The 14,271-nt window shown below is 52.4% G+C and carries 15 protein-coding genes; 7 read left to right on the top strand and 8 right to left on the bottom strand.

The features are described 5' to 3' along the window. Positions 1-235: 235 nt before the first annotated feature. The 5 genes from MKY58_RS19670 to MKY58_RS19650 form a co-directional block, all read right to left on the bottom strand. The gene (locus MKY58_RS19670) at positions 236-586 is read right to left on the bottom strand and encodes a hypothetical protein (RefSeq protein WP_339321729.1); all 351 of its coding nucleotides are present in this window, start codon (positions 584-586) and stop codon (positions 236-238) included. Positions 587-671: 85 nt separating this feature from the next. After that, the gene (locus MKY58_RS19665; RefSeq protein WP_339321728.1) at positions 672-1,418 is read right to left on the bottom strand and encodes a hypothetical protein; all 747 of its coding nucleotides are present in this window, start codon (positions 1,416-1,418) and stop codon (positions 672-674) included. A gap of 54 nt (positions 1,419-1,472) precedes the next feature. Beyond that, positions 1,473-1,616, bottom strand: a complete 144-nt coding sequence (locus tag MKY58_RS19660; RefSeq protein WP_339321727.1) for a hypothetical protein — start codon at positions 1,614-1,616, stop codon at positions 1,473-1,475. A 90-nt stretch (positions 1,617-1,706) separates the two neighbouring features. Further along, on the bottom strand, positions 1,707-2,321 hold the full coding sequence (locus MKY58_RS19655; RefSeq protein WP_339321726.1) for a hypothetical protein: 615 nt from the start codon (positions 2,319-2,321) through the stop codon (positions 1,707-1,709). Positions 2,322-2,721: 400 nt separating this feature from the next. Further along, on the bottom strand, positions 2,722-3,216 hold the full coding sequence (locus tag MKY58_RS19650) for a hypothetical protein (RefSeq protein WP_339321725.1): 495 nt from the start codon (positions 3,214-3,216) through the stop codon (positions 2,722-2,724). A gap of 239 nt (positions 3,217-3,455) precedes the next feature. On the opposite strand from MKY58_RS19650, the gene MKY58_RS19645 reads away from it, so the two are divergent. Both MKY58_RS19645 and MKY58_RS19640 read left to right on the top strand, forming a co-directional pair. Then, positions 3,456-3,977 carry a TetR/AcrR family transcriptional regulator gene (locus MKY58_RS19645; RefSeq protein ID WP_339321724.1) on the top strand — a complete coding sequence of 174 codons (522 nt, stop codon included), beginning with the start codon at positions 3,456-3,458 and terminating at the stop codon, positions 3,975-3,977. A 131-nt stretch (positions 3,978-4,108) separates the two neighbouring features. After that, on the top strand, positions 4,109-5,065 hold the full coding sequence (locus MKY58_RS19640; RefSeq protein WP_339321723.1) for an NAD-dependent epimerase/dehydratase family protein: 957 nt from the start codon (positions 4,109-4,111) through the stop codon (positions 5,063-5,065). A gap of 83 nt (positions 5,066-5,148) precedes the next feature. On the opposite strand, the gene MKY58_RS19635 is transcribed toward MKY58_RS19640, so the two are convergent. Together MKY58_RS19635 and MKY58_RS19630 are read right to left on the bottom strand one after the other, a co-directional pair. Beyond that, the gene (locus tag MKY58_RS19635; RefSeq protein WP_339321722.1) at positions 5,149-5,526 is read right to left on the bottom strand and encodes a hypothetical protein; all 378 of its coding nucleotides are present in this window, start codon (positions 5,524-5,526) and stop codon (positions 5,149-5,151) included. 321 nt (positions 5,527-5,847) lie between these two features. Then, on the bottom strand, positions 5,848-8,127 hold the full coding sequence (locus MKY58_RS19630) for a beta-L-arabinofuranosidase domain-containing protein (protein WP_339321721.1): 2,280 nt from the start codon (positions 8,125-8,127) through the stop codon (positions 5,848-5,850). Between the two features lie 224 nt (positions 8,128-8,351). Here MKY58_RS19630 and MKY58_RS19625 point away from each other — a divergent pair, with 224 nt between their 5' ends. Beyond that, positions 8,352-9,203 (top strand): AraC family transcriptional regulator, encoded by an 852-nt coding sequence (locus tag MKY58_RS19625; RefSeq protein WP_339321720.1) that lies wholly within the window; start codon positions 8,352-8,354, stop codon positions 9,201-9,203. Between the two features lie 7 nt (positions 9,204-9,210). Here MKY58_RS19625 and MKY58_RS19620 read toward each other — a convergent pair whose 3' ends face one another. After that, positions 9,211-9,990: an AraC family transcriptional regulator gene (locus MKY58_RS19620; protein ID WP_339321719.1), complete on the bottom strand. Its 780-nt coding sequence runs from the start codon at positions 9,988-9,990 to the stop codon at positions 9,211-9,213. 127 nt (positions 9,991-10,117) lie between these two features. Between MKY58_RS19620 and MKY58_RS19615 the strand changes: the two genes are divergently transcribed. The 4 genes from MKY58_RS19615 to sigJ all read left to right on the top strand — a co-directional run bounded on the left by MKY58_RS19615 (position 10,118) and on the right by sigJ (position 14,259). Then, positions 10,118-11,602, top strand: a complete 1,485-nt coding sequence (locus MKY58_RS19615; protein WP_339321718.1) for an alpha-N-arabinofuranosidase — start codon at positions 10,118-10,120, stop codon at positions 11,600-11,602. Positions 11,603-11,615: 13 nt separating this feature from the next. Continuing rightward, entirely contained in the window at positions 11,616-11,900 is a 285-nt protein-coding gene (locus MKY58_RS19610; protein ID WP_339321717.1) for a DUF6171 family protein, read from the top strand. A gap of 216 nt (positions 11,901-12,116) precedes the next feature. After that, the gene (locus MKY58_RS19605) at positions 12,117-13,427 is read left to right on the top strand and encodes an FAD-dependent oxidoreductase (RefSeq protein WP_339321716.1); all 1,311 of its coding nucleotides are present in this window, start codon (positions 12,117-12,119) and stop codon (positions 13,425-13,427) included. Continuing rightward, positions 13,396-14,259: an RNA polymerase sigma factor SigJ gene (gene sigJ, locus MKY58_RS19600; RefSeq protein WP_339321715.1), complete on the top strand. Its 864-nt coding sequence runs from the start codon at positions 13,396-13,398 to the stop codon at positions 14,257-14,259. Before MKY58_RS19605 ends, sigJ begins: the two co-directional genes overlap by 32 nt. Positions 14,260-14,271: the final 12 nt, after the last annotated feature.

Here is a 14,271-nt window from a genome sequence, read left to right as displayed (position 1 = left end):
CACCAATCGTGGCTGACGCACCTGGTGTATAATGAAGGAGTCCTAATTAATTGGAAGCGCATACAATCCGCCTGTTGACGTGCTAATGGCTAACGACACGCAAGGAAAACACTTTAAAACTTTAAGAAAGCTGTATAAGGGAAGCCTCGTTTACGGTTTGATGAGGAGGGGCTGGTTAGCCAGCCCTTTATTCTAGTGAATACAAAAAAAGTATTCCATGAAAAAGGAATACCACTTAATTATTGGACCAAATCAATTTTTTTGAGTTATCAGTCCCTTGTAAGTAAATTTTATCAATTTGTCCGTAGGTATTGGCTAACGAAATGTTAAAATCCCCACTATTACCACCAAAAGGCATTTTACTTCCTTTGATCTTAATATATAATGTATTATTTTCAAAAGAGGCTTTGTAGCCACGGTAACGGCTTACACTATCGGTAAACCCACCTTTTATGGTAATAAGTTCGGCAGAAACATCAGACTTCGTGACCATAATTTCATTTGGATTCATAATTTTATTTAACATATAAAAACCAACTATGGCTGCAATCACAACTACTATTACCAAAGTTAGGATGCTAAACATTAATTTTGACCTGATGGTTACTCACCTCCTTGAAAAATATTTCAATGCACCCAATCTTATTGAGTGCATTGAAATCATCTTAATTTTACCATTCAGAGCTACGAACAGGGGCATTAGGCTCGTTTGCATAGTAAACCAAATAATCGTAAGGCACAGCTGCATTGGTGTCGTAAGCACCATCTTTGATTGAGTAGTATAGATTTTGCGGTGTATTCGGAGAGCCAGCAGTATAAGTATCTGAAGAAATAGAGTTCCACAATCCGACAGCAAAGGAGGAACAATTATTCAAATAACCCCAGGAGTCGTGGTTTCGAATATAAGAGTTGACACTATCAAGTTGGTTCTGAGTTAGATACATAGAATGGGAAACCCTACCGCTGTAACCACCACTTGCGATAAATTTCGCCTCTAGATTATACCATATTCCCGTGTGTTCGCTTTTGTTTCCCCACGTTCCTACCGAAATGGTTCTATTAGGAGCGATACCTGAAAGCCCACCAACTGAAATATTGGAGGAACTAATGTTTTTTACCGTTATAAAAGAATGAGTTCCCCAATTGGGTCCCGTTGAGCCTCCAGAACTGTTAGTGCCGCCCGTTGGCACGGAAAACATAGTCAATATTGCGACATTAGTGCTTGCCTGGGGGACAATGTTTCCTTCCTTATCCGTTACCGGGGGACTAACCTGATCGTTAGTTGCTATCTTTGATGCAGGAGCCTCTATAGCGGCAGTGGTATTATCATCTGCTGAAACATAGGTCGGAAATAAAACGCCGAATGTAATAACAAAGACAGCCAGCAATAAAAACGGTGTTTTAAATAGCTTCTTCATTTGCACTTCTACTCCTCCATTTTTAATAAAATTGCTTGAAGATTAATTGAAATATTATTTGTTTACTTTCACTCTTTTTCGCAGCTGTACGCTGTCGGCAATTAACCAGGCTGCATCCGGTCGCACTTCCTGTTCCGGACATCCAGGAAGTGCTGCACCGGTGGTTATGTTTATGGAAATATCTATAGAAACTTTCAAGAGCGGATCCTCCTGTTCATAAACTTAAGAGAACCTGACATTGTCCATGTACAAGTCCGGTTTAAAAAAAACTGTTCCCTTTAGTTTGGCTTAATTAAGGAAAGTGCCAGTTACTTCAGTGGTGTTATCAAAAGTTGCCTTAGGATAATAATAAGCTGATATTACCCATCCTGTGTAACCTGCAGATTTAGACATGTCTAGATATGAGGCTTTACTTTGTGTAGATTGTGAAAGCGTAGTGCTATAAATTTTACCAACCGCACCGGTTGAAACATCAATAACGCCAAAACAATCAATACCAAATGAAGCAGTAATATCTCTTTTGATACCAGCAATATCCCAAGCCGAAATATAGACATCCCAAGTATTTTTACCGATAGTAGCCATGTCATAATTTACATATCCTGTAATTGCATAATTATCTTTTGAACCTTGAAAAGATTTCTTCCCAGAAGCTAATATATGAGGCTCGTCATCTTTTTTGTTAACGAATACAGCTCCTACATCTTTTCCATGTTTCATAACGAAGTCAGCATCTTCCGCAGAAAATGGTTCATTAACTTGATATTTATTGAAAATCCATTCATAATGTGCTTTAATTTCATCTAGCGTTAAATTATCTTCAGAAGAAGCGCTGTCAGCATAAGCTGACATCGGTAAGACAAACAAAGCTAACAAAAACATCATGGATACCCATTTTTTCATTTAATTCTACCTCCATTTTTTTGATAGGATGTGAATGCATTGACAATCAATTGGAATTTGTTGCTTATAACCTTGTTGATACTCGCAGCTCTTGTCTTTTCAATAGTTAGACTTATAAAATTTTTAAAAAGATAATTAATCCCCCCCTTTTATATTGTTTTTTATTTCCATATGGTGGAATTCTTGCTGTTAATATAAATAACGTTCGGACTTCACATAAAGTTATGCAGAATTTTTAATATTTTTATAAAATAGCCTAAATATCCTAAACTGGAATCTAATGGATATATAATATCGCTCAAGGGCTTTGCTCGTTTACTAGCGTCAGCGATTGATTTGTTCGCCGGCCAGGGCCGGGTTTTTCATGGCCTTCGATCAGACCGGCGAAGCCATCGGCGCCTCAGCCGTCGGCAATCCTCCAGAGCCTGGATGGCCGCGAACATTCCGGTGTCAACGCCGGCGTCACGGCTGGCGCTGACAAGCAGGCCAAACCTGCCGCATTGAGTCCGAGCGACGAACCGGCCGTATTCGGGTACTCTCCTGTATTGATTTGTGCCGCTAGCTTATCGGAACGATCCGTCGCAACGACATTTTTATACCACGAATCTGCATAGGGCTGAAACACCGCCGCCTCGACACCCGCAGTACCAATCAATGCGAACGAGTGAAGCCAGCCTGCCGATGTCGACCAAAGCAGCGCGAGCATCGCCAGGTCGTATAACGTGGGAACGCCCGTATCCTCGTTGAGAAAAGGACTGTTGGCGGCCAAAGCGTGCCCCATCGAACCAAGGCCGATGACAGACACCGGCGTGCGGGGACTTATGGTCTCGCTAGTTTCCCCCGTAACCGCCTTAATGGTAGTTGGTTCTGATGTATGTCGATCTTGATTTTTCACTCGAAACGCTTCCTCGAATTTGGATTTGAAGCCGATTCACTGTGTCAATGTCGACTTAAGTGAAGGCTAGAATGGAGCCATCCGAGACGGAAACCAAACTGCTTTCTTTTGCGGGTAGGCATTCCCAGGCCTGCTCCGGCAACGCGAATTCGCGAATTGCGATACCGGAAGGGTTTCAGTATAATGAACGTTAATTGATTCATCACTCATTTTTTGACAAGCGGAAAGGCGGAAACAGGATGTCTAAGAAAGAAGCTCCTTCGGTCAACCGGAAGGACGAGATCGTTTCGGCGGCGATCGAAACGTTCGCGGAGATCGGATATTATCGCGCCACGACGGCGCAGGTAGCGGAAAGAGCCAACATTTCGCAGCCGTATATTTTCAAGTTTTTCCCGACCAAGGAGGCTTTGCTGGCGGCGGCCCTGGAAGCGTCCTGGGAGCGGATCATTGCATCGTTCCGGCGGGTCGTGGAGACCGCTCAGCCCGAGCAGCTGGAGTCTGAGCTCATTGAAGCTTACGAACGCATTTTGGCGGACCGTTCCAATGAAATGCTTCTTCAAATGCAGGCCCAGACCATTCCGTCGGAGGTCATCCGCGAGGAAATGCGGAAAGGCTTCCGGAACGTTCGGAACATCGTTTTGGACGCTTTCCGGCATGTTTCGATCCCGCATCCGGAAGAGCGGACGCTTTTGTTTTTGGCAAGAGGGATGTTGTGCAACATTTCCATGGCGCTGGATATGCCGGAACTGATGGAAAAATAGCCGTCGGCGCGGATCAGGCGCCCCGTTGAAAATTAGTTATTGACTAATCACTAATTCGATAATATGATGTTCACAAATAGTGATTGATCAATCACTAATCAAAATGGAAATGGAGATGGAGATGACTTATCATGAAGAAAGCAATCGTATTAGGAGCTACCGGCGGCACAGGCGCGGCCATCACGGCAGAACTTGTCCATAGGGGAGTGGAAACCGTTGCATTCGGACGATCCCGGGCCAAATTGGATCGGCTCGCCGCACAGCTCGGGAAGCCGGCGGGCTTGACGCTGCATACCGGCGATGCGTTTCGGCCCGGAGACATTGCGGCGGCAGCTGCTGGAGCGGATGTTCTGTACCATTGCGCGAACGTGCCCTACCATGAAATGGTTCATAAACTGATTCCGCTCGGGGAGGCGGTCATGGAGGCGGCAAGGGAGCAAAACTTAAAAGTCGTCGCGGTCGACGGCATCTATCCTTACGGAAGGAGGCAAGCCGAGAAAGTCACCGAAGAACATCCGAAGCGCCCGCATACCCGAAAAGGAAAAACACGGCTGGCATTCGAGCAAATGATGTTTGACGAACGATGGGGCGGCGTGCAGAGAATGATTGTCCGGCTGCCGGATTATTACGGGCCAACGGCCAATGACGCTTCGTATTTGGGTTCGACGCTGGCGGCGATCGCGGCGGGAAAAACCGCCTTTTTTATCGGCAACATGAAGGTTCCGCGGGAGTATGTGTATTTGCCTGACGCGGCCAAGATGATCGTGGAACTTGCGGGCCGGGACGACGCTTACGGGGAAAATTGGAACATCCCGGGCACAGGGATCATATCGGGCCGGGAAATCGTTCGTTTTGCGCAAAAAGCAAGCGGTGTCGCGAAGCCCGTCATTCCGCTTGGCCGGGCAGGTTTATCCCTTCTGGGGCTGTTTCAACCGGTGATGAAGGAAATCGTTGAAATGCTGTATTTGACGGAGGAGCCTTTGACGCTGAGCGGCGAGAAATACAGAAGGCGGATCGGCCCCATTCCGGCTACCGGTTTCGAGCAGGGAATTACCGAGACGATCCGCGCTTTGATGAAGCTTAAGTAAAAAGAATTTGGACTTTTCATTAGTTATTGATTAATCACTAAAAATTTTACGGGGAGCGAAGCGCCGATAGCCGCAAACCTGCCTTACGGCCAGGCTTCATCGACCCCCTCAAGTTCGGGAAGCCCGGCCTTGCGCCGCTGCTCAATGATATATTGGACGTACCACTCGGGGTTCTCGGTATTTTTTCGGATCGATCGGATCGTACCCAGCCAGCGGTCGTTCCAGCTCACGCCGTCGGAGTTCACGTGTCCCCGCTTCTCCATCTCGATCGTCTGGTCGTACGCGGAGGCGGCACCGGTGCGCATGCTGGGCGTATCGAGCAGGATCAGGTTGCCGTTCACGTCCCGCCTGGTGTTCAATTCGTTGGCTTTTCCCTTCAGCACCGCGTAAGTTCCCACCGCCGCCACGAAAATGATTGCGACCGCGGCGATCAAACCGAGTATCCACAGAATGACGTTCATTTTCCGACCTCCCGAACACTAATTGTTTTCGACGTTTGCTGCTTCCCTCGAGGCCGATATAGAATCCAACGAAGGAGGCTTTATAATCTATCTGCGAATGGTGTAAAAGGAAGCACTCCGAGAGGAAAATATCACCAACTATATAAATGATAACAAAGGAACCGGCTTTCGGGCAGATACAAATAACGTCGATTTCCTGATTAAGGGCCATATATCGATAATAGCAAACGCGAAAAAGCGGCTCACTCCTTAGGAGCAAGCCGCTTTTATTTGTTTGCCAATCCCCGCTTCGATGGAATTAAACTTGCAGCCCCGTGAAAATCAAGCCTTAATCGTCCGGAGCATGCCGTAAATGCCGTTCATCGCGCCTTGAGGGACAAACTTGACGTTCACGGTGTCCCGGTCCGACGTCAGCTCGGCCGGCAGATCGAAGGTTTTTTCATAAAAAGCCCGCTGCGGCCGCCCCTCAAACGGCTCGGTAAACAGCAGCCGACCATCCGCCCAGATTTCCATGCTTCCGCCGCGGTGAAGCTTGCAGAACGTCACATGCAGCGCGTTTGGTTGGCCCCGCAGCACGCCCATGTCATAGCTGAACCAGCCGCCGGCCTCGGCCCTTCTTCCGTTTAACCCTTCCCAGGTTCCGGCATGCGTCCGTTCACCCCGGATGCCGTGCTGGAGCTCATACTGGTCGTTTCCAACCTGCACGCCGTCGACGGTGGCCTCTTTGATCAGCTGCTCCCGCCGGCTGCGCTCCAGATGGTCCCGCAGTTCCTCCGAATCCGCTTCGAGGATGCTCCAGTAGATCCCGTACCGCTCCCGGTGCTGCTTGTAGTGGGGGGTGAAAAGCAAGCGTCCGTCTTCGTCCGTGTTATGGAGCGCAAAAGCGAGCTCATCCCCTTGGCGGATCAAATGTTCGTCCAGCCGTTCAAGCCACTCTTTGGCGCTCATGCCCTGCGGAATCAAATAATCCTTGACCGGCATCCGTTTGGTCGGGATGCTGACGATGACGCCGGTCCGGGACTCGGTCATGTCTTCGGTGCCGAGAGCGGCGCTGAGCACGACGGGGCCATATTGAAAGGCGACAACATGCGGCGCGTCGGGCAGGCCGGCATAAACGACCTGCATCGGAATCCGCACCCGGATCGTATCGTGGTCGTTCCACTCCCGGGCAATGATCGCATAACGTCCTTTGACCTCGGCCGCCGCCGTCTCCCCGTTAACGGAAATGTCCAAGCCGCCGGCGGCCCAATAAGGCACGCGGAAAGCAATGGCCGCATGGGTGTGCTTGCCTCCGGTGTTTACCCGCAGCTCGACCCGGTCGGTCTTCGGCAGCCCGGACGTTTGGATGATCCGGATTCCCTGCTCCGCCCAATCCAGCTCAGAGCTGACATATTGATTGACGAATAGGTGATTGCCGCGGTGAAAATAGATGCTGTCGTTCAATTTCGTGAAATTTTCCATGCCGGTCCCCGTGCAGCACCAAAAATGCTCGAACGGGGAGCCGTACACCTTGAAATAGCCGGTCGCCATCGGCTGGAAATACATCGTCATGCCCGTCTCGGGGTGTTGGGACGAAAGAATGGAGTTAAGATGGTTTCTCTCGTAAAAATCGGCATATTTGACGTCCCCGGTCAGTTTGAACAGTTCGCGGGTCAATTTGAGCATATTGTAGCTGTTGCATGTTTCGCACGTAATGTCGGAGCGTTTGCCGTTCAGCACGTCCGGCTGCCCGAAATGCTCGGATTCGCTGTTGCCGCCCGTCACGTAGCTGTGGTGATGCACCACGACGTCCCAAAATTTGGCAGCGGCTTCGAGATAAGCGGCTTCGCTTTCGCCCAGCGTCAGATACCGTTTCAGCGCCCCGATGAATTTCGGGATCGTCGTATTGGCATGTTTGCCCTGCAGAACGTCTTTGCCCTCGCGGATGGCCTCGAACAGCCCGATTTCGTCAAAACTGTGGGCCGCCTCCAGATGCCTCGGGTTTCCGGTCAAGCGGTATAGGTCATACAGGCAGTCGTTCATGCCGCCGTATTCGACCTGGAGTACGGTGGCTTGCATTTCCGGCGTCCATTTTGAAGTCCGGTCCGCAACCCAGCCGCCCAGTTTGTTCACAACGTCATAAGCCTTTTGCAGGCGGGTGGCTTCATATACAGCAATCAGTCCGGCGATGATTTTGTGCATCGTATACCAGGGAACCCAGGCGGGTTTCCTGTTCTCCACGTTGTCGAACAACACGTCGGGAAAAGCCGAGACATACCCGTCCTGACGCTGGCATTCCGCCATCTCCGACACGATATATTCAAGCCGGTCGCGCAGCTCCCGGTCTTTGTTGCAAGCATAGGCTTGGGCGCATGCGGTCAAATAGTGGCCCATCGTATGGCCGCGGATCTCCGTGTCCTCCCAACCGGGATATTTGGCCGCTTTCGGCGCAAGCCCGGCGGTTTCGCGGAAGCCTGCAAGCAGGCGGTCCGCTTCGAATCTTTTCAAATAATCGATTTCTTTTTCGAACGCGTTTACGTAATCTTCGTTTGTCAAGACCACTTGGTCGAGGGAAAAATCCAGCAACGCCTCGTTTCGGGGCAGCGTATTCGTAGTCGCCATGTTTTGCGCAGCCATCCTTTCATATTAGACTACGACAAGCTTAGTCCAAGCGCGAATTCGCCGTAAATGGCGGAAGGTTCGAATTGGTGTCAAAAGGTTCGTTCTTGGATGCGATGTTAGACGGGCGGGGAGATTTTTTCGCGGCAATCCATAGTTTATAAGGGGTGAATCTGCTATCCTGTTTTTAATGAAGTGTTAAAAAGTTTGAAAGGTTCGGGATGGATATGGACTATTATCGATTTAAGGTGGATATGCCGCTGACGCTGAACATGGCGGGCAAATTCGTCGCGCCGTCATCGGAATGGATGCATATGGACCGGACGTTGATGGATTTCGAGCTGTTTGTCCAAACCCGGGGAAGCTTGTACATCGCCGCCGATGGGGAGCGTTACGAGCTGAAGGAAGGGGATTTCCTGCTGATGCCTCCGGGGACGCGCCAATACGGGTACCAAAAGTCGGACTGCAGCTTTTATTGGCTTCACTTTACGGCGGCGGGCGGCCATGAGCGATTGAAGGATCTTGAGGAGTACGGATACGAGCAGGGCATGATCGTCGTGCCGGCTACGGGCGCGCTGCGCAGTCCCGACAAGCTGATCGTGCTGATGAAGCAGCTGCAGGACTCGATGCGGACTTACAGGGAACAAACGCTTGGCAGCTACATGGCTACGACGATCCTCTGCGAGTTGTTCAACCAGCTGTTTTACGTCCGGAACCAGGCCGGGCATCGGCTAAAGCAGCGGCAGCTTTACAATGACATCGTCGATTACATCAAATGGCATCGGCACGGAAACCTGAAAGTCGCCCGGCTTGCAGAGGACTTCGGATACAATGCGAAATACTTGTCCACGCTGTTCTCCGGCATCGCCGGGATTTCGCTGAAGCAATATATGCTGCAGGAAAAAATGGAGGCGGCCAAATCGCTGTTGACCGACACGAACCGAAACATTAGCGAAATTGCGGCCCAGCTCGGATATCCGGACAGCCAGCAGTTTATGAAAAGCTTCAAGAAAATCACGGGGCTGACGCCGACCGATTACCGCAACGCGTATGCCAACCGCCTGCTTTTTTACGAATAAGGAAGCGTCATGAGCGTTTTTTGTAGCCGCTGGGCGTCTCACCGACGAACTTTTTGAACTGCCGCATAAAATGGGTGTCGTTTTCGTAGCCGCACATTTTGGCAATGGCCGCGATCGAAAGGGAGCTGTTATCGAGCAAATATTTGGCATGTTCCAGCCGTCCGTTGATCATGTCGGCGGAAACCGAGCATCCGAACAGCTCTTTGTAGACATGCTGGAAATAGGATTTACTGAGGTTGACTCTGGCGGCCAGCTGGCCGACCGAATACGCCGTTTGCGGGGAGCTGTACAGTTCGTTGCGGATTTCCAGGAGCTGACGGTAATGCCTTTCGGTTTTTTCGGGCAAGGGCGGCAGCTGCTGCCAATTGCTCAGCTTCAGGAGCAGGCTGCGGAGATCCAGGTCCACGATGCCGTCCCGGAGCGGGCCGCCAAGCCGGTTCACGTGCTGAAGCTCCATGATGCTCCTGGTCAGGGAAGCCGGAAATGCCGCTTTCACCGGTTCGTCGCAGGTAAATCCCAGTCCTTCTAAAAGCGCTTCCATTTCTGCACCCTCACAATGGAACCAATCGTTGACGAACGGCTTTTCGACGTGGCGGTACGCGTGAGGGGTGGACGGCCGGAACAGCACATAAGAGTTTCTGGCCGCGGACAGGCGCCTGCCCCCGACGGTGACTTCCGCATGGCTCCGGAAAAATACGAAAGCATAGTTGCCCGCCCCGGCAGGACGGTCGATCCTAACCCCATCCCGATGGATGTAATTGTAACCGCAATTGATGACGCGAATCATGTCCTTTCCTCCTCACGATCAAGCACGATAGGTCAGTTAATGGGCAGTTTAATTCATTGTCCGGGGGAAATCAAGCTCCTATACTTTGAATACATCCAATTTATTGAAAAAACGGGAGGAGAACTAGATGGCCCAAAACGGCGTACTGAACGCGGACATTGCCAAAGGACAGATCAACAAAAATATTTACGGTCATTTTTCCGAGCATCTGGGCAGATGCATCTATGAAGGAATCTGGGTAGGCGAAGATTCGCCGATTCCGAACACGAACGGCATTCGAAACGACGTGGTCGAAGCGTTGAAACGGATCCGAATCCCCGTGCTTCGCTGGCCGGGCGGATGTTTTGCGGACGAATACCATTGGAAGGACGGCATCGGGAAGCGGGAAAACCGCAAGCGGATGATCAATACCCATTGGGGCGGCGTCGTGGAAAACAACCATTTCGGCACCCATGAGTTTATGGAATTATGCGCCCAGTTGGGCTGCGAGCCTTACATCAACGGAAACGTTGGAAGCGGTACCGTCCAGGAAATGGCGGAATGGGTGGAATACCTGACCTTCGGCGGGGAATCCCCGATGTCGGCGCTGCGGGCCGAAAACGGGCGCCAAGAGCCTTGGTCGGTCGCTTATTTCGGCGTCGGCAACGAAAATTGGGGCTGCGGCGGCAATATGCGTCCGGAATATTATGCGGATTTGTACCGCCGTTACCAGACGTACGTCCGGAACTACGGGGACAACCGGATTCACCGGATCGCCTGCGGCCCGAATGCCGGCGACTACAATTGGATGGACGTCTTGATGCGCGAGGCGGCCCGCTTCATGGACTCGATCACGCTGCATTATTACACGGTTCCCGGGGATTGGGCGCATAAGGGGGCGGCTACCGGCTTTAACGAGCAGGAATGGTTCGTCACGATGGAAAAGGCGCTGCACATGGAAGAGCTGGTCACGAGACACAGCGCCATCATGGACAAATACGATCCCGAAAAACGCGTCGGGTTGATCGTGGACGAATGGGGCACCTGGTTCGATGTGGAGCCCGGCACGAATCCCGGGTTTTTGTACCAGCAAAATTCGCTGCGGGATGCGCTAGTCGCCGGGCTGACGCTGAACATTTTCAACAGGCATAGCGACCGGGTCCGCATGGCCAACATCGCCCAGACCGTCAACGTGCTGCAAGCCGTCATTTTGACGGAAGGCGAAAAAATGGTGCTGACGCCTACCTACCATGTCTTCGATATGTACAAGGTGCATCAGGATGCGGAACTGCTGGACTTGAATCTGTCGTCCGGTACATACAGCGCCTTCGGCCGGGAAATTCCGGAGGTGTCGGCGTCGGCCTCCCGGGATGCCAACGGGCGCATCCATATCAGCTTGTGCAACCTGAACCATGCGTCGTCGTCGTCCGTCAGCATAGACCTGCGCGGCTTGCAGACGTCTACGCCCGCGATTTCGGGCTCGACGCTCACCTCGGACGTTCTCGATGCGCATAACACGTTCGATCAGCCGGAGCGGATCGCGCCTCAGCCGTTCCATGCCTTTAAGCTCGAAGGTTCTCGCCTTGAGCTGGAGCTGCCGTCGAAATCCGTGACGGTCATCGAGCTGGCGTAGGGGCAAACGGGCGATGCAAACCGCCAATCGCGGCGCATGCAAAGGATGCGGCCCCGAATATCAGGTGAATGACGAGTATATCCAACGCGTGTTGTCCCATCCGATGTTTTCGTCCGAGCATTGCGTGCCGGAGGAGGTTTATCAACAGAGGCTCGCCATCTGCCGCTCCTGCCCGAAACTTCAGGACGGCATCAGCTGCTCGGTCTGCGGCTGCATCATTCCCGTGGCGGCCAAGCTGAAGGCCCGCAGCTGCCCTTTGCCGGGCGGGGGATTGTGGGGGACGGCGGACGCGGAGTGAAGGCCTGCATGATACATGGAGCGGGGAAAACGGGATTCAACCTTGAATCCCGTTTTTTGCGGCATGCGGCCGGCCGGTCGGAGCCCCGATTCCCGGAAGGCTGCGGCGATCCGCAGCGATTTCAAATCCTGCCGGCGAAAAAAAATATTTATTTTTGTCACGTTTCGCTCCCCTTCCCCGTCATACGGGTAACCAAACGGAAGGAGAGGATTTGGAATGAAAAAAGCGGACGTGGCGATTGTAGGCGGTGGGATCGCGGGTTTGACGGCGGCCGTCTATGCGGCAAAAGCAGGCAAACAAACGGTGCTCATCGAAAAGCAGGAGCGGTTGGGCGGTCGGGCGATCACCAACAAGAAAAACGGAGCGTACTTCAATTTGGGCGGGCATGCGCTGTACCATGGAGACGCTTGGGAGACGTTTCGGGAGCTGGGACTAAGCCTGCAAGGGAATCAGCCGTCGGTTGACGCCTACGGAATTTGGAAAGGGACGCTGAAGACGCTGCCGACGAACGCCGCCTCGTTGTTGGCCACCCCGCTGGTTTCCTGGAAAGGGAAAATGGAGCTCGCCGCCTGGCTCGCGAAATTCGGCAAGCTGGACGCCCGCCTTTATGACGGGATCAGCCTCCGCGAATGGATCGAAGGCCAGATCAAAGACCCGATGGTCCGGCACATTTTTTATTCCCTGCTGCGCACGGCAAGTTATGTGGCCGCACCCGATCTGCAAGCCGCGGGTCCGGCGCTCAGGCAGCTCAAAAACGCTTTGAAAGGCGTGCTTTATCTGGATCGGGGCTGGGGAGAAACCGTGGAGGAATTAAGACAATTGGCCTCCCGCTTGGGCGTTGCCTGCCTGACGGGCAGCAAAGCGGTTGCGATCGGACATGATCAAGGCGCCGTCCAGCATGTCCTGTGCGACAACGGGACGAAAATCGTCGCCGGCAGCATCATCATCGCGGCTCCGCCCGAAGAGGCGTATCGCCTGGTCCCGCAGGCCGAACGAACCGCGCTCCGTACGTGGAAGGAACAAGCGATTCCGGTTACGGCCGCCTGTCTGGACGTGGCTTTGCGGCGCCTGCCCAAACCGAAGCAGCAATTCGTGTACGGCATCGATCAAACCGTCTTTTTAAGCAATCAATCGCGCGCGGCCTGCTTAAGCGATGACGGAGCCCAAGTGATTTCGCTGATGAAATACCAAGGAACGGACACGGATGCCAAGCGGGATTTGATTGAGCTTGAACAGACGCTCGACTTGGTGCAGCCGGGCTGGCGGAACGAGTTGGCAGCCAAACAATATCTTCCGAAAATGACGGTGTGCCATGATTTTATGCATATCAAGCGCAAGGAGAACCCGGGTCCGGCCGTGCCCGAAATCGCGGGGTTGTATGTGGCAGGAGATTGGGCGTCGCATGGCGAACAGTTGGTCGATGCCGCGACGGCAAGCGCCAAACGGGCCGTGCGGCATATTTTGGCCCGGACGGGAACGGAGGGAATGCCTGAAGATGAGTACCGAAGCGCTGTATCGATTGTATAAAAACGAGCTGTTTTCGTTGGCTTACCGGATGCTGGGCAGCGTCATGGATGCGGAGGACATCGTGCAGGAAGCGTTTCTAGCGTACGACCAGCTGCCGGATCCCGGCGCCATCCGCAATGAGAGGGCCTTTTTGTACAAAATCGCAACCAATCGCTGCCTGGACCTGCTGCGTTCGTCGGCCAGAAAGCGGGAGCTTTACGTGGGGCCTTGGCTACCGGAACCGTTGGTCGGCCGTGCGGCCGCCGAAGAAGAGCCCTCTGCCGTCTACATGCAAAAGGAGACGATTTCCATGGCGTATCTTTTGCTTTTGCAGCAGTTGAACGCGGTTGAACGGGCCGTCTTCCTGCTGCGGGAAATTTTCCATTATTCGTATGAGGAAATCGCGGATATGGTCGGAAAAAGCGGCGCGAACTGCCGCCAGATTTACCGCCGGGCCAAAGCCGGCATCCATTTCGATCCCGATTCGGTTCCTGCGGTGCACGTGGCGGAGGAGCGGATCAAATCGTTCATAAGCTCCCTGATGCAGGGGAATACCGGCAAACTGCTGGAGCTTCTCAGCGAAAACGTCGTTTTTTATTCCGACGGCGGCGGCAAAGCAAGGGCGGCGCGCATTCCGGTCGTTGGAATGGAGCGGGTTATCTTGTTTATCCAAAATCTGCTTGCGATGTACGAAGGGAAATCCGAGTTTTCCTTTCTTTTCGTCAATGGCATGCCGGGGATCCGGGTCCGGGTGACGGACGTGGGGCAATACGTTTTTTCGTTCGCGTATCGCGAAAATCGGATCGAAACGATCTACAGCATCGGCAATCCGGATAAATTAAGGCATGTGTAGCAGATCAACCGG

Source organism: Paenibacillus sp. FSL W8-0194 (assembly GCF_037969745.1).
GTDB lineage: Bacteria > Bacillota > Bacilli > Paenibacillales > Paenibacillaceae > Paenibacillus_AQ > Paenibacillus_AQ cookii.
Note: the sequence above shows the minus strand (reverse complement) of the source record. Positions and strands in the feature narration are given on the sequence as shown.